This is a genomic window from Lichenicoccus sp., assembly GCF_965277665.1.
Classification (GTDB): Bacteria; Pseudomonadota; Alphaproteobacteria; order Acetobacterales; family Acetobacteraceae; genus Lichenicoccus.
This window is the reverse complement of record NZ_OZ255835.1, coordinates 200965-214418: the sequence shown is the minus strand read 5'-3', so window position 1 is coordinate 214418 and position 13454 is coordinate 200965. Positions and strand designations below refer to the sequence as shown.

Genomic DNA, 13454 nt, shown 5'->3' with positions numbered 1-13454 from the left:
CGTGGCGAAACGATGACAGCGAGGCGCGCAGACCCCGCCGCTGACGACACCGCCGCCATCGTCTGGTTCCGCAACGACCTCCGGCTCTCCGACCACCGGCCGCTGACCGAGGCGCGGCGCGAGGCGGCACGCGTGCTCGCGGTGTTCGTGCTCGACCGCAGCGCCGGCGGGGCCTGGGCGGTCGGGGGGGCCGCGCTATGGTGGCTGCACCACAGCCTGGCGGCGCTCTCCGAGGCGATCCGCAAGGCGGGCGGAACCCTGGTGCTGCGCGAAGGCGACGCGGCGACTATCATCCCGGCCCTGGCCGAGCAGGCCGGCGCTGCCAGCGTGCATTGCGGGCGGTCGCACGAGCCCGCGCTGCAGGAGCTGGACCGCAGGGTGGAGCAGGCGCTCGCACGGCGCGCCATCGCGTTGAGGTCGCATCGCGTCTCGACCCTGTTCGATCTCGACGCGATCCGCACCCAGTCCGGCAAGATCTACGGCGTGTACACGCCGTTCGCGCGCACCTGCCGCAGCCTGCCGGACCCGGACCCACCCTTGCCGACGGTGACGCGGCTGCAGGCGCCCCGCGGCGCCTTTGCCTCCGACCGGCTGGAGCAGTGGCACCTGCCGCCGACGCGCCCCGACTGGGCGGGCGGCCTACGCGACACCTGGACGCCCGGGGAGGCCGGCGCGCACGACCGCATGCGACGCTTCCTGGCTGACCACCTGGAGGGATACGGCAGCAGCCGTGACATCCCCGGCGACGAGCGCGGCACCTCGATGCTGTCGCCGCACCTGCGCTGGGGCGAGCTGTCGCCGGTGCAGGTCTGGCACGCCGCGCGCGCGGCGCATGCGGCCGCACCTGGCCGCAAGCCCGATGCCGGGGGCGCAAGGTCCGGCTTCGAGACGTTCCAGAACGAGATCCTCTGGCACGAATTTGCCGCCTACCTGCTGCACAACAATCCGGCGATGCCCGATGAGCCCCTGCGCGCGGCCTATGCCCGGCTGCGCTGGCGGCGCGATCCGCGCGGGCTGCAGGCCTGGCAGCGCGGGCTGACCGGCGTGCCGATTGTCGATGCCGGCATGCGGCAGCTCTGGCATATCGGCTGGATGCACAACCGCGTGCGGATGATCACCGCCTCCCTGCTGACGAAGCACCTGCTGGTGTCCTGGCAGGAGGGCGAGGCCTGGTTCTGGGACACGCTGGTCGATGGCGACCTCGCCACCAACAGCGCCAGCTGGCAGTGGGTCGCAGGCACCGGCACCGACAGCCAGCCATTCTTCAGGATCTTCAACCCGGTCACCCAGGGCCGGAAGTTCGATCCCGAGGGGACCTATGTCCGGCGCTGGGTGCCGGAACTGGGCAACCTCGCGCCGCGCTGGCTGCATGCCCCATGGGAGGCGCCGGCGGCCGAGCTGGACCGCGCCGGCATCAGGCTCGGCCAAGACTATCCGAAGCCGGTGATCTCGCTCGAGGCCGGCCGCGACCGTGCGCTCAGCGCCTTCCGCAACGAGGTCCGTGCCGCCTCATGAGCGGGTCCGGCCCAGTTCCGCCCGATCCGGTCCTTCCCGATCTCGGCGGGCGCAAGCTGCGCGTGGTCGGCGACGTGCACGGCGACACCCGCGCCTTCACCCATGCGGTCGCGACCGACCGCTTCATCATCCAGCTCGGCGACCTGGTCGATCACGGCCCGGACAGCGCCGGCACGCTGCGCATCATGTTCCGCCTGATCGACGAGGGCCGGGGCATGTTCATCCTGGGCAACCACGACCGCAAGCTGGGACGCGCCCTGGGCGGCCGGCGGATGCGGCCGGACCCGCCGCTGGAGGCGACCCTGGCGCAGCTCGACGAGACGCTGCAAACGCGCGCACTGGCCGAGATCGGCCGGGCGCCGGCCTGGATGGTGCTGGGCCAGCGCGCCTTCGTGCATGGCGGCTTCCATACCGGCATGCTGGAGCAGGACCCGCCGCCCGGGCTCGAAGCGGTCTCGCACCTGCTGTCGCGCGCGCTGTTCGGCGAGACCACCGGCCGGATGCAGGAGGATGGCTATCCGGAACGGCGGCTGAGCTGGGTCGACCACATCCCGCGCGGGTTCACCGTCTATTGCGGCCACGACCGACGCAGCCCGGATGGCCGGCCCTGGATCAAGCATGGCCGCAACGGCGGCACCGCGATCTTCACCGATACGGGTGCGGGCAAGGGCGGCCACCTAGCCTGGATCGACCTTTAGCCCGCCTGAGAATGCCCTACGCTGGCGATCCGTCGCGCCTTCCTGCGCTTCCGGTGCTCACGGCCATCAAGGCCGCTCCGCTCCGGTTCTCGGAAGACGCGACGGCCGGCGCCGTTGGCGCCTCTCACTCAGCGTAGGGCATTCTCAGGCGGGCTCCGCAGGCTCACTTGTCGCTGCATACGCGATCCTACACACTTGGCTGCCGGGCCCGTTCCGGCTTGTTCCCTCGATGCAATAGGAGCGGCTTTGGACGACCAGGCGGCCGGCCTTGCTCAGCTGCAGGCACTGCGCAACAGCATCGACAATATCGACGCGGCGCTGATCCATATGCTCGCCGAGCGGTTCCGCTGTACTAAGGAGGTCGGCGAGCTGAAGGCGCGGCAGGCGATGCCGCCCGCCGACCCGGCCCGCGAGGCGACCCAGGTGGCCCGGCTGCGGCAGCTCGCGCAGCAGGCCCGCCTCGATCCGGATTTTGCCGAGAAGTTCCTTGCCTTCGTCATCCGCGAGGTGATCCGCCATCACGAGGCGGCAGCGCTCGATGCGTCGCCCCGGACTGCCGGGCGGACCAGGCGGGAGGCATGACCGCCGCCCGGCGCAGGCTGCTGCTGCTGCGCCACGCCAAGGCGCTGGCGGCAGCACCCGGCGCGCCGGATGACTGGGACCATCCGCGCCCCCTCGCCGATCGCGGCATCTCCGAGGCGGCGTCGATGGGCCGGCTGCTGCGCGAACGCCGGCTGCAGCCGCAGCGGGCCCTGGTCAGCACCGCGACGCGGGCGCGCCAGACCTTCACCCGGCTTGGCCTGCAGCCGCCCGCGGGTGAGACGGTGGTGGTGTATTCCGACCGGCTCTATCTTGCAGACCCAGCGAGCCTGCTCGACGCGCTGCGCGAGACACCGACGGAGGCCGACAGCATGCTGCTGGTCGGGCACAATCCGGGCCTGCACGAGCTGGCCTTCCGGCTGTCCGGCGAGGCTGCCGCGTTGCGGGGCGGCTTCGTCACCTGCATGCTGGCGCTGTTCGACATCGATGGCGCCTGGACGGACCTGCAGGCGCGTCATGCCCGCCTGAGCGACCTGCTTGTACCGTGAGCCGGGCACGTGTTGCCATACCACACGCTTGACCATAAATCTGCCAGGATCATTTGAACCCCCAGATCCTTTACCCCCAGATCCTTCAACCAACGGCCGACGGGTCCGGTCAGGACAGGAACATTGCATGAGCGGGACAGCAACTTCCTCGGTCACGATCAGCCTCGACGAGACCGGACAATCCGCCAAGCTACCGTTGCTGAGCGGCTCCCTGGGGCCGGCGGTCGCGGACATACGCAAGCTGCACGCCGACCTCGGCATCTTCACCTACGATCCGGGCTATGGCGGCACGGCCGCGTGCGAGAGCAAGATCACCTACATCGACGGTGACGAGGGCGTGCTGCTGCATCGCGGGTATCCGATCGCCCAGCTCGCCGAGCAGTCGACGTTCCTGGAGGTCGGCTACCTGCTGCTGCATGGCGAGCTGCCGGACGCGGTCCAGAGCCGGGATTTCGTGGCCCAGATCACCAACCACACGCTGCTGCACGAGCAGCTCCGGCATTTCTACAACGGCTTTAGGCGTGACGCGCACCCGATGGCGATCATCTGCGGCGTGGTCGGCGCGCTGTCGGCGTTCTACCATGACAGCCTGGATATCAACGACCCGGCGCACCGCGAGCTCTCGGCGCTGCGCCTGATCGCCAAGATGCCGACGATTGCCGGCTGGGCGTTCAAGTATGCCCAGGGCATGCCGTTCGTCTATCCGCGCAACGATCTCGGCTATGCCGAGAACTTCCTGCACATGATGTTCGCAATGCCGAGCGAGCCGTACAAGGTGAGTCCGGTGCTGGCGCGCGCGATGGACCGCATCCTGATCCTGCACGCCGACCACGAGCAGAACGCCTCGACCAGCACGGTGCGCCTGGCCGGCTCGACCGGCGCCAACCCGTTCGCCTGTATCGCCGCCGGCATCGCCTCGCTCTGGGGCCCCTCGCATGGCGGCGCCAACGAGGCGGTGCTGAAGATGCTGAACGAGATCGGCAGCAAGGACCACATCCCGGACTTCATCCGCCGCGTGAAGGACAAGACCAGCGGCGTGAAGCTGATGGGCTTCGGCCACCGGGTCTATAAGAACTTCGACCCGCGCGCGAAGATCATGCAGGCGACCTGCCACGAAGTGCTGGGCGAACTCGGCATCAAGGATGAGCCGCTGCTTGAACTCGCCGTCGAGCTCGAGAAGATCGCCATCGAGGACGAGTATTTCGTCAGCCGCAAGCTGTATCCGAACGTCGATTTCTATTCGGGCATCATTCTCAAGGCGATGGGCATCCCGACCAGCATGTTCACCGTGCTGTTCGCCGTCGCCCGCACGGTCGGCTGGATCAGCCAGTGGAAGGAGATGATCGAGGAACCCGGCCAGCGCATCGGCCGCCCCCGCCAGATTTACACCGGCTCCAGGCAGCGAGACTTTGTCCCCCTACACCAGCGCGGCTGAGAGGCTGCTTGCAAACGCCTGCTGCTGGCGATCCGACGCGCCTCTCCTGCGCTCCTGTGCTCACGGCCAAGGAGGCCGCTCCGCTCCGGTGCTCGGAAAGCCACGCCGGCCGCGGGCCTATGGCCCGCTCTCATCCAGCATCAGGCGTTTTCAAACAGCCTCTAACGTCATCCAAATGGTTCGGGGGAGCCGGTTCGAGAACGTGCTACGGCGAGTCAGAGGCGCCCCTGGCGCCGCCCGGCGTGGCCGTCGAGAACCGGAGCGGAGCGGCCGTTTGGCCGTGAGCACCGGAAGCGCAGACGGCCGCGTCGGATGACCGCCGTAGTGCGTTATCGAGCCGGCTCAGCAGTCGCAGCCTCTGGTGGGGCCGTTGTCTTCCCTCACCACATGATGGTCGATCCACTCGGAGACCAGCCGCCGCGCCTCGTCGATCGAGGCTTCCGGATGGTGGATGCGATACAGCGTGGTGCAGGACCGGAAGGCGCGCAGGTCAGCCGTGCCGCAGCCGCGCAACTCGCGATAAGCCGTCACAACGGCGCGTTCACAATTGCGAGCGATCTGGCTCGTCTTGATGACCACAGGCGACCCCTTTCTGCAAATCATTCTCAACAATGCGGCACAGGCTAGACGTTACGGTCCAGGCCGCGCAAGCCATACCGGCTCGCTGCTGATCACGACTTCAGAATGGTCTGCGGCACCGCCACGATGGTCGGCCGGGCGTGGCCAAAGCGCGACTGGATCATCAGGGCGATCCGGCCGGCCTCGTCGAGCGGCTGCCGCGACCAGCGCGACAGGTCGTGTTGCAGCGGGCGCACCTGCCCGGCCGCCTGCAGATCCGCAAGGAAACGCCCGGCCGCCCCCGTCTCGCCATCCGCGTGCGCCGCGAATACCGGTGCCTGACCGGCGCAGGCCTCCGACAGGGTGAGCGCACCGACGCGCACGGTCACCACCGCATCAGCGTGGCTCAGGAAGCCCAGCGTCGGGTTCTCGCCGGGCTCGCCGGCGCGGTAGAGCAGGTGCAGGCAATTGGACAGGGCCGCCGAGAGTGCGTCCGCGGCCACCAGGCCCGGTGCCAGCACCGAGACCAGCACGCAGCCGCCGCGCTCCCGGGCGAGGCTTGCGACATGGCGGCCAACCTGCAGCGCGAGCTTGCCGTCGGCGCTGCCGAAGATCAGCAGCAGCCTTGGATGCGGCATGTGCGACAGCCGCTCGGTCCAGAGTTCGCGGGCCCGTCCGAGCAGCGCCGGGGACACCACGTGCGGAGGGCCGAGGACCGGCACCAGGCGGCCCGCCTCGCGGATCTCGGCAGGGCGGCAGGCCTGCTGCGGCAGCACGACGAGGTCATAGGACAGCATGGCGGACAGCCGCGTCGGGCTGCAATGCACCACCCGGCAGGCGTGCCGCGAGCGCAGCAGCAGGGCGCGCAGGCCGGCACGCCGACCGGCCGAGATCACCAGGCCGGGGCCCGGTCCGCCCGGCCGGTGCGGCTGACCCGGGGTCGCGTTCAGGCGGCGGAACGGCATGCCGAGCCTTCCCGCGATGGCGCTCGCCTGTCCGGCGACGGCCGAACCCGGATCATCCAGCACCCAGACCGGCGGCTGCGGCAGCAGGGCCAGGCTCATTGCCTGCAGATCCGGGCTAGCAGATCCGGGCGTTCAGATCCCGGCTTGGCCGTGAGCATGATGGATTTCCTGGTGTCATGCAGCTATCGCTGCCCGAACAGATGAGGGATGGCGAGATGGCAAGCAAGGCGGCTGGTCCGGAATCCGGCACCGACATGGCGGCGGGGAATTCCACCGACTGGGACCGCGATGCGGCCCTGACGACGGCGCGGCTGCTGCTGGAAATCAAGGCGGTCAACTTCCGTCCCGAGGAGCCCTACACGCTGACCTCCGGCTGGAGGTCGCCTGTCTATATCGATTGCCGGCGCATCATCTTCTTTCCGCGCGCCCGCGCCAAGATCGTCGAGCTCGGGGTCGAGAAGATCGGCCGCCATGTCGGCTACGAGAGCATCGACGTGGTCGCCGGCGGCGAGACCGCGGGTATTCCGTTCGCAGCCTGGATCGCCGATCGCATGCTCGCTCCGATGGCCTATGTCAGGAAGAAGCCCAAGGGCTTCGGGCGCAACGCGCTGATCGAGGGCGACGTTCCGGAGGGAAAGCGCACGCTGCTGGTCGAGGACCTGACCACCGACGGGGCCTCGAAGATCAAGTTCGCCACGGCGCTGCGCGATGCCGGCGCCATCGTCAACCACGCCTTCGTGGTGTTCTTCTACGGCGTCTTCCCGGGCGCGCATCGCACGCTCGCCGACATGGACATCGCGCTGCATTCGCTGTGCACCTGGTGGGATGTGCTCGAGGCCTGCGCCGGGCGGCCGTATTTTTCGGAGGGCGCCGCCTCCGAGGTGCGCCGCTTCCTCGACGACCCCTGTGCCTGGTCGGCCCGGCATGGCGGCGTCGGCTCGGCGGAGGAGGCCATGGCGCGCAAGGCGGCCAGGGACGCCGAGGGCTGATCCTCGGCGATGGCGAGCCTGCTCGCTTTCGACTCCGGCATCGGCGGCTACGGAATCGTGGGCGCCCTGCGCACTCGCCTGCCGCTTGCAACCGTCACCATGCTGTCCGACAACGCGGTCTATCCCTACGGCGAGGTGCCCGACGCGGCGTTGCTGGCGCGCATCGAGCAGGTGATCGGCACGGCCATCGCCGAGATGGCCCCCGACGCTGTCGTGATCGCCTGCAACACCGCCAGCACGGTGGCGCTAGCCTCCCTGCGGCAGCGCTTCGCGGTGCCGTTCGTCGGCACCGTGCCGCCGATCAAGTGGGCGGCCTCGCTGAGCCGCACCCGGCACATCGGATTGCTGGCGACGGCGGCCACGGTCCGGCGGCCCTATCTGCGCGACCTCGCGGCCCGCTTCGCGCCGGACTGCACGCTGGTGGCGCACGGCGCGCGGGGCCTCGCCGATCTTGCCGAAGCGGCGTTCCGTGGCGCGCCCGTGCCGCGCGACGCAATCCGGCGCGAACTCGATGCACTGTTCGAGCAACCGGGCGGAGCGCTGGTGGATGTCGTCTGCATTGGCTGCACCCACTACAGCTTCCTGCTGGACGCGCTGCGCGCCGGATCGCCACCCGGCATACTCTGGCTGGACCCGGCGGAGGCGGTCGCCAGGCGAACCGCAGAGGTGCTGGCGGAACGCGATGTCGCGGCCGCGGTCGCGGCTGGTGGCGGCCGCGCGCTGTTCACCGCGCCACCAGGCGATCCGGAGCGGCTGCTTCGCCGCATCGGCGAGTTCGGCTACGGCGGCTTCTCGTTGCTGGAGGTCAGCGACCTGCCGGCAGCGCCGGAAGGCTACCGCCCGCGGCTGACGGTGTAGAGGGCGATGTCGCCCATCAGCCGGCGCAGCCGGCTCTCGGGGAACACGCACAGCGCATCGCGCGCCGCTGTGGCGTAGTGGCGCGCGCGCTCCAGCGTGGTCTCGATGGCGCCGCGCCGCGCGATCAGGGCCATGGCGTGGTCGAGATCGGTGTGGTCCTGGCGGCTAAGCTCGATGACCCGACGCCAGAAGGCCCGTTCCGTCTCATCGCCGGCGCCATAGGCGGCGAGCACCGGCAGCGTGATCTTGCCCTCGCGAAAATCATCGCCGACGGTCTTGCCGAGTTCGGCCTGGTCGGCGGCGTAGTCGAGCGCGTCATCGACCAGCTGGAAGGCCATGCCGAGATTGTCGCCATAGGCCTCCAGCGCCAGCTCCTCGCGTTCCGGCCGCCCGGCCACCACCGCGCCGACCTGGCAGGCGGCGGCGAACAACGCCGCGGTCTTGCCGTGGATCACGTCGAGGTAGCGGTCCATCGGGGTCGAGAGGTCGTTCTGCGTCGCCATCTGCAGCACCTCGCCCTCGGCGATGGTGGCCGAGGCGGCGGACAGGATCGCCATCACCCGCAGCGAGCCGTCCTCGGTCATCAACTGGAACGCGCGCGCGAACAGGAAGTCGCCGACCAGCACCGAGGCCTTGTTGCCGAACACGGCGTTGGCACTGGCCAGGCCGCGACGGAGCAGGCTCTCGTCGACGACGTCGTCGTGCAGCAGGGTGGCGGTGTGGATGAATTCGACGCACGCGGCGAGTGCCACATGACGCGCGGTGGCACTCGCGGGGTCCTTCTCATAGCCGCACAGCCGCGCCGCGGCCAGCGTCAGCAACGGACGCAGCCGCTTGCCGCCGGCGGCTACCAGATGGGCGGCCAGCTGCGGGATCAGCGCGACCGGGCTGTCCATGCGCGCCACGATGGTGCGGTTGCAGGCCGCCATGTCGTCGGCAAGCAGGTGGGACAGGTCGCGCAGCGCATCCTGGCCGGTGCTGGGGCTATCCGGCAGGATGTCAGCAGGCCTGACAGCCGGAGCGGCAGCGAGGTTGGCGGCAAGACGCAAGCACGATCCTCCCCCTTCTGCTGCCTCCTCGCCGGCAGGGAGCGCGTGGCACATATGAGCGGCGGCGGTGGGGTGGTCAAGCCGATGGCCCCCCGGCGGCGGGCGGCATGAGGCAGGCAACGTCCGAAGACGCCCTGCTCGGCGGACGGCTGACCTACCGGCAATTCCGCACCGGCTACCGGACCGGGATCGAGCCGGTGCTGCTGGCGGCCGCGATCCCGGCGCGGGCCGGCGAGAGGATCCTCGACGCGGGCTGCGGCGCAGGAGCCGCCCTGCTCTGCCTGTGCCACCGGGTCCCGGCGCTGGCGGCGCACGGCATCGAGGCGGACCCGGAGACGCTCGCGCTGGCGCGCTGCAACCTGGCGCTGAACGGGCTCGACGCGCGGCTGCACCAGGCGATCCTGCCCGCCTTGCCGGGGCCTGGACCGGCGGCGGATGCGCTGCCGGTCGGGCCTGACCCAAGACAGCCGCGACGCGGCAGCTTCGACCACATCCTGGCCAACCCGCCCTGGCATCGCGCGGACGCCACCGCCTCGTTGGTGCCTCGGCGCGACCTGGCACGGCGGGCGGATCGTGGCCTGCTGACGGAGTGGACCGAGCTGTTGTCGTCGATGCTGGTTCCGGGGGGGACGCTCAGCCTGATCCTGCCGGCGTCGCTGCATGCCCAGGCCTGCGCTGCGCTGCACCGGTCCGGGATGATCGGCGGTCTGACCCTGATGCCGTTCTGGCCCAAGGCCGGCCGCCCGGCAAAGATCGTGCTGCTGCGCGGGCGCCGGGGGTCACGCGCCGCCGCCGCCATCCTGCCGGGCCTGATCCTGCACCGCGACGATGGCGGCTATACGCCAGACGCCGAACGGGTCCTGCGGGACGGGGCACCACTGGACCTGTAAGCCGCCTGGAAGCCCCAGTCTCTTAAAGCCCCAGTCTCTTAAAGCCCCAGTCTTTCAGCGCCTTGGAGGCTGTTTGAAAATGCCTGATGCTGGATGAGAGCGGTCCGCAGGACCGCGGCCGGCGTGGCTTTCCGAGCACCGCAGCGCAGCGGCCGTCTGGCCGTGAGCAGCGGAGCACAGGAAAGACGCGTCGGATCGCCAGCAACAGGCATTTGCAAACAGCCTCTCAGTAGCGGCCGGTATCGAAGGTGAAGTCCGCCGGCTCCGGGCTCTCATGCAGGCCGTGCGGGTGCAGCGGCTGCTTGGCGCGGGTGGCGACGTCCTCGCCGGCTGCCTCGGCATGGCGAAGATGCCAGAGCCGCTGATGGGCGGCGATCAGGCTTTCCATGACGCGGCGCCGCCCGGGATCCATCACGGCGCTGCGCTGGCCGATCACCGTCTCCAGGATCGAAAGCAGCTGCAGCGCGATGTCGAGATCACCGAGGTCGCAGGCCTGGTGCGCCGCGACCAGGATGCGCTCCGGCAGGCGCCGGCTCTGCCGGGGCGCCGCTCCGGCGTGGACGCCGAGGGTGCGGGTGACCGCCGCCGGCAATCCGTTCATGATCTCGGCAAGAGCAAGGGCTTCAGAAGCCCGCATGTCCGTCTGCATAGTGCGCCTCGTCTCGCGCTGTTGCGTGGCCAGATCACCCGTCGCTAGCGGGCTGGACGGTATATAATCATTAAACTTGAATAAAGAAATTGCTCTCGCTTCCGTGATAGCACTTTTTTTCGATGTGATGCAGGAAAACCGCCACCGGGTCTCACCTTATTAGGCTCGAACCCGCAATGACCAGCAACGTCAAGGCGCTCCAGGCGGACGCTCTGGTCCGACCGCGGCCAACCCCCGGAGCCGTGTCTGCAGGATCAGGCGCCTGCGAAGACGCTGCTCTCGAACGCCTCTTCCCAGGTGCCGGCGGTGGAGGCACGGCTGTATTCGGTCGAGCGGTTCTCGAAGAAGTTCGCATGCTCGACCGCGTTCAGCATGTCGTCGAGCCAGGGCAGCGGGTTGCTCTCGATGTGATAGAGCGGATCCAGCCCGAGCTGGGTCAGCCGGCGGTCGGCGATGAAGCGGATGTAGGTCTTGACCTGCTGCGCCTCGAGCCCCTCGACCGAGCCCAGCTCGAAGGCGAGGTCGATGAAGGCATCCTCGTGCTCGACGATGGTGGCGCAGACCTGGGTCAACTCGGCGCGCAACGCGTCGGTCCATATCTCCGGGTTCTCCTGGATGAAGACGCGGAACAGCCGGATCACCGACAGGCAGTGCAGCGTCTCGTCGCGCACCGACCAGGAGACGATCTGGCCCATGCCCTTGAGCTTGTTGAACCGCGGGAAGTTCAGCAGGATCGCGAACGAGGCGAACAGCTGCAGCCCCTCGGTGAAGGCGCCGAAGGCCGCCAGCGTCTTGGCGATCTCGTGCTTGGACGAGACCGTGAAGCTCTGCATGTAGTCGTACTTGTCCTTCATCTGCTTGTATTTGAGGAAGGCCGAGTATTCGAGCTCCGGCATGCCGATGGTGTCGAGCAGGTGGCTGTACGCCGCGATATGGATGGTCTCGATGTTGGAGAACGCCGACAGCATCATCAGCACCTCGGTGGGCTTGAACACCTGGCTGTAGTGCTTCATGTAACAATTGTTTACTTCCACGTCGGACTGCGTGAAGAAGCGGAAGATCTGCGTCACCAGGTTCTGCTCGCCGGCCGACAGGCTGCGGTGCCAGTCCTTCACGTCGTCGGCGAGCGGCACCTCCTCGGGCAGCCAATGCACGCGCTGCTGGGTCAGCCAGGCCTCGTACGCCCACGGATAGCGGAACGGTTTATAGACCGGGTTCGAAGTTAGCAGGTCGAAGCGCTGCTCCGGCTGGGAGGCAGGCGGGTTGCTCAGTGGGAGGTTGTCGGCAATGTCCATGCCGCATCCTAGGCCGCGACCCGTGCCGCCTCCAACGATTCGACCCGCCTCCGCACGCCGGCTTGAACGGACCGCGATCACGCTCCGGCGGTCGCCTCGAGTTCCTGGCCGGGCGGAATGCGGCGCAGGCACAGCGTCGCCCACATGCCAAGCGAGGCCGCCGTCGCCACGACCAGCCAGGTCAGCGTCGGCTGGCCGTAGTGCGACATCACCGTCCACAGGATGCTGCCGACCACGAAGCCCGCGACCTGCATCGCCGACAGGAAGCCCACCGCCGTGCCGCGCACCCGTGTCGGAAAACTCTCGCCCTGATAGGCGTAGCCGGCACCCGACCAGGTGCCGTTGGTGGCCTGGTAGAGCAGGAAATACACCAGCACGACGGCAACATGGTCCTGCACGTACAGGAACAGCACAGTGAGCGGGGCGACCAGGATCCCGGAGACGATGATCACCTCGCGTCGGCCGAGCTTCTCGCCGAGCCAGCCGCCGATGATGTAGAAAAAGAAGCCGATGCCGCCGCAGGCGAGCAGCAGCTCGCTGGCCTGCGACGAGGTGAAGCCCTTGTACTGGGTGAGCCAGTAGGTGATGTAGAAATTGGTGGCGACGTAGCTGGCGCCGTAGAACACCCAGGTGAAGGCAAGCCAGACCAGCTGGCGGCGCACCGGTCCGGGCGACATCAGCATCTCGCTGACCGGCACATGGTCGGGATCGGCGGTGGTGCCGCGGGCATGCTCGAAACGCTCGGACTCGCGAATGAAGATCCGGCCGAGGATGACCGCCAGCACCGGCAGCACGCCAAGCAGGAACACGAAGCGCCAGCCGTACTGGCCGAACACCAGATACACGCCGGAGGCCAGGAACACGCCCAGCGGCCAGCCGCCCTGCACGATCGAATACAGGAAGCCGCGATTGCGCGCCGGCACCTGCTCGTTGACGATGGTGATGGACACGGCAAGCTCCGAATAGGCGAGCCCCGCGGCCAGCGCCCGCACCAGCACCAGCTCCCAGAAGCCCTGCACCAGGCAGGTGAGGCCGGTGAAGATAGCCGTGCCGGTCAGGCAGAACATCCAGACCCGCCGGCGGCCGAGCCGGTCCATCGCGTAGCCCGCGAAGATCGTGATCATGAACTGCGCGCCGAACACGAAGAAGCCCAGGACGCCGAGGCCGGTGCTGGAGATATGCAGGTCGCGCGCGATGTCGGGCAGCGCCAGCACCAGCAAATTCACGTCGTAGGAGGCGAGACTCCAGCCGGCCAGCGCGATCGCGATCAGATAGACCAGGTACCGGCGGTCCTGGCTCTGCGCCACCCGGACAGGCACCGCCCGCACCGGTTCATTCATCGTGGCCACGGCAGCTCTCCCCTGCTTGTCATCACCAGGATCAACCGGATCTGCGTCCGGCTCCGGAGGTAGGCTAAGCATACCAGTTGGCACTTGACCATCCGGAGCGGCGGCGTTGGACTGCT

14 protein-coding genes are annotated in these 13454 nt (G+C 68.8%); 8 read left to right on the top strand and 6 right to left on the bottom strand.

The features are described 5' to 3' along the window. The first annotated feature begins 12 nt into the window (after positions 1 to 12). The 5 genes from ACQY4O_RS00995 (at position 13) to gltA (ending at position 4736) form a co-directional block, all read left to right on the top strand. Positions 13 to 1515 carry a cryptochrome/photolyase family protein gene (locus ACQY4O_RS00995; protein WP_428374388.1) on the top strand — a complete coding sequence of 501 codons (1503 nt, stop codon included), beginning with the start codon at positions 13 to 15 and terminating at the stop codon, positions 1513 to 1515. Beyond that, positions 1512 to 2213 (top strand): metallophosphoesterase, encoded by a 702-nt coding sequence (locus ACQY4O_RS00990; protein ID WP_428374387.1) that lies wholly within the window; start codon positions 1512 to 1514, stop codon positions 2211 to 2213. Before ACQY4O_RS00995 ends, ACQY4O_RS00990 begins: the two co-directional genes overlap by 4 nt. A 246-nt stretch (positions 2214 to 2459) precedes the next feature. Beyond that, positions 2460 to 2795 (top strand): chorismate mutase, encoded by a 336-nt coding sequence (locus tag ACQY4O_RS00985; RefSeq protein WP_428374386.1) that lies wholly within the window; start codon positions 2460 to 2462, stop codon positions 2793 to 2795. Next, entirely contained in the window at positions 2792 to 3301 is a 510-nt protein-coding gene (locus ACQY4O_RS00980) for a SixA phosphatase family protein (RefSeq protein ID WP_428374385.1), read from the top strand. The genes ACQY4O_RS00985 and ACQY4O_RS00980 overlap by 4 nt, the downstream gene beginning before the upstream one ends. Before the next feature lie 127 nt (positions 3302 to 3428). Beyond that, the gene (gltA, locus tag ACQY4O_RS00975) at positions 3429 to 4736 is read left to right on the top strand and encodes a citrate synthase (RefSeq protein WP_428374384.1); all 1308 of its coding nucleotides are present in this window, start codon (positions 3429 to 3431) and stop codon (positions 4734 to 4736) included. Between the two features lie 342 nt (positions 4737 to 5078). Here the strand turns inward: gltA and ACQY4O_RS00970 are convergent, their stop codons facing one another. Together ACQY4O_RS00970 and ACQY4O_RS00965 are read right to left on the bottom strand one after the other, a co-directional pair. Further along, positions 5079 to 5339 (bottom strand): hypothetical protein, encoded by a 261-nt coding sequence (locus tag ACQY4O_RS00970; RefSeq protein ID WP_428374383.1) that lies wholly within the window; start codon positions 5337 to 5339, stop codon positions 5079 to 5081. Between the two features lie 68 nt (positions 5340 to 5407). Next, the gene (locus ACQY4O_RS00965; protein ID WP_428374382.1) at positions 5408 to 6358 is read right to left on the bottom strand and encodes an ELM1/GtrOC1 family putative glycosyltransferase; all 951 of its coding nucleotides are present in this window, start codon (positions 6356 to 6358) and stop codon (positions 5408 to 5410) included. 155 nt (positions 6359 to 6513) lie between these two features. Here ACQY4O_RS00965 and ACQY4O_RS00960 point away from each other — a divergent pair, with 155 nt between their 5' ends. Both ACQY4O_RS00960 and ACQY4O_RS00955 read left to right on the top strand, forming a co-directional pair. Then, entirely contained in the window at positions 6514 to 7248 is a 735-nt protein-coding gene (locus ACQY4O_RS00960; protein ID WP_428378064.1) for an orotate phosphoribosyltransferase, read from the top strand. A 9-nt stretch (positions 7249 to 7257) separates the two neighbouring features. Beyond that, positions 7258 to 8106 (top strand): glutamate racemase, encoded by an 849-nt coding sequence (locus ACQY4O_RS00955; protein ID WP_428374381.1) that lies wholly within the window; start codon positions 7258 to 7260, stop codon positions 8104 to 8106. Here the strand turns inward: ACQY4O_RS00955 and ACQY4O_RS00950 are convergent. Beyond that, the gene (locus tag ACQY4O_RS00950; protein ID WP_428378063.1) at positions 8082 to 9035 is read right to left on the bottom strand and encodes a polyprenyl synthetase family protein; all 954 of its coding nucleotides are present in this window, start codon (positions 9033 to 9035) and stop codon (positions 8082 to 8084) included. The genes ACQY4O_RS00955 and ACQY4O_RS00950 overlap by 25 nt on opposite strands. Before the next feature lie 227 nt (positions 9036 to 9262). Here ACQY4O_RS00950 and ACQY4O_RS00945 point away from each other — a divergent pair, with 227 nt between their 5' ends. After that, entirely contained in the window at positions 9263 to 10045 is a 783-nt protein-coding gene (locus tag ACQY4O_RS00945; RefSeq protein WP_428374380.1) for a tRNA1(Val) (adenine(37)-N6)-methyltransferase, read from the top strand. 226 nt (positions 10046 to 10271) lie between these two features. Here the strand turns inward: ACQY4O_RS00945 and ACQY4O_RS00940 are convergent, their stop codons facing one another. The 3 genes from ACQY4O_RS00940 to ACQY4O_RS00930 all read right to left on the bottom strand — a co-directional run bounded on the left by ACQY4O_RS00940 (position 10272) and on the right by ACQY4O_RS00930 (position 13329). Next, positions 10272 to 10682 carry a hypothetical protein gene (locus ACQY4O_RS00940; protein ID WP_428374379.1) on the bottom strand — a complete coding sequence of 137 codons (411 nt, stop codon included), beginning with the start codon at positions 10680 to 10682 and terminating at the stop codon, positions 10272 to 10274. Positions 10683 to 10948: 266 nt separating this feature from the next. Next, positions 10949 to 11989 (bottom strand): ribonucleotide-diphosphate reductase subunit beta, encoded by a 1041-nt coding sequence (locus tag ACQY4O_RS00935; protein WP_428374378.1) that lies wholly within the window; start codon positions 11987 to 11989, stop codon positions 10949 to 10951. A gap of 77 nt (positions 11990 to 12066) precedes the next feature. Then, positions 12067 to 13329 (bottom strand): MFS transporter, encoded by a 1263-nt coding sequence (locus ACQY4O_RS00930; RefSeq protein WP_428378062.1) that lies wholly within the window; start codon positions 13327 to 13329, stop codon positions 12067 to 12069. Positions 13330 to 13454: the final 125 nt, after the last annotated feature.

Bases quoted from the DNA above. Each gene is read 5' to 3' on its own strand.
- ACQY4O_RS00980 (WP_428374385.1), top strand. From the start codon at position 2,792: ATGACCGCCGCCCGGCGCAGGCTGCTGCTGCTGCGCCACGCCAAGGCG.
- ACQY4O_RS00970 (WP_428374383.1), bottom strand. From the start codon at position 5,339: ATGATTTGCAGAAAGGGGTCGCCTGTGGTCATCAAGACGAGCCAGATC.
- ACQY4O_RS00965 (WP_428374382.1), bottom strand. From the start codon at position 6,358: ATGAGCCTGGCCCTGCTGCCGCAGCCGCCGGTCTGGGTGCTGGATGAT.
- ACQY4O_RS00955 (WP_428374381.1), top strand. From the start codon at position 7,258: ATGGCGAGCCTGCTCGCTTTCGACTCCGGCATCGGCGGCTACGGAATC.
- ACQY4O_RS00935 (WP_428374378.1), bottom strand. From the start codon at position 11,989: ATGGACATTGCCGACAACCTCCCACTGAGCAACCCGCCTGCCTCCCAG.
- ACQY4O_RS00995 (WP_428374388.1), top strand. From the start codon at position 13: ATGACAGCGAGGCGCGCAGACCCCGCCGCTGACGACACCGCCGCCATC.
- ACQY4O_RS00940 (WP_428374379.1), bottom strand. From the start codon at position 10,682: ATGCGGGCTTCTGAAGCCCTTGCTCTTGCCGAGATCATGAACGGATTG.
- ACQY4O_RS00930 (WP_428378062.1), bottom strand. From the start codon at position 13,329: ATGAATGAACCGGTGCGGGCGGTGCCTGTCCGGGTGGCGCAGAGCCAG.
- ACQY4O_RS00945 (WP_428374380.1), top strand. From the start codon at position 9,263: ATGAGGCAGGCAACGTCCGAAGACGCCCTGCTCGGCGGACGGCTGACC.
- gltA (WP_428374384.1), top strand. From the start codon at position 3,429: ATGAGCGGGACAGCAACTTCCTCGGTCACGATCAGCCTCGACGAGACC.
- ACQY4O_RS00960 (WP_428378064.1), top strand. From the start codon at position 6,514: ATGGCGGCGGGGAATTCCACCGACTGGGACCGCGATGCGGCCCTGACG.
- ACQY4O_RS00990 (WP_428374387.1), top strand. From the start codon at position 1,512: ATGAGCGGGTCCGGCCCAGTTCCGCCCGATCCGGTCCTTCCCGATCTC.
- ACQY4O_RS00950 (WP_428378063.1), bottom strand. From the start codon at position 9,035: ATGGCGGCCTGCAACCGCACCATCGTGGCGCGCATGGACAGCCCGGTC.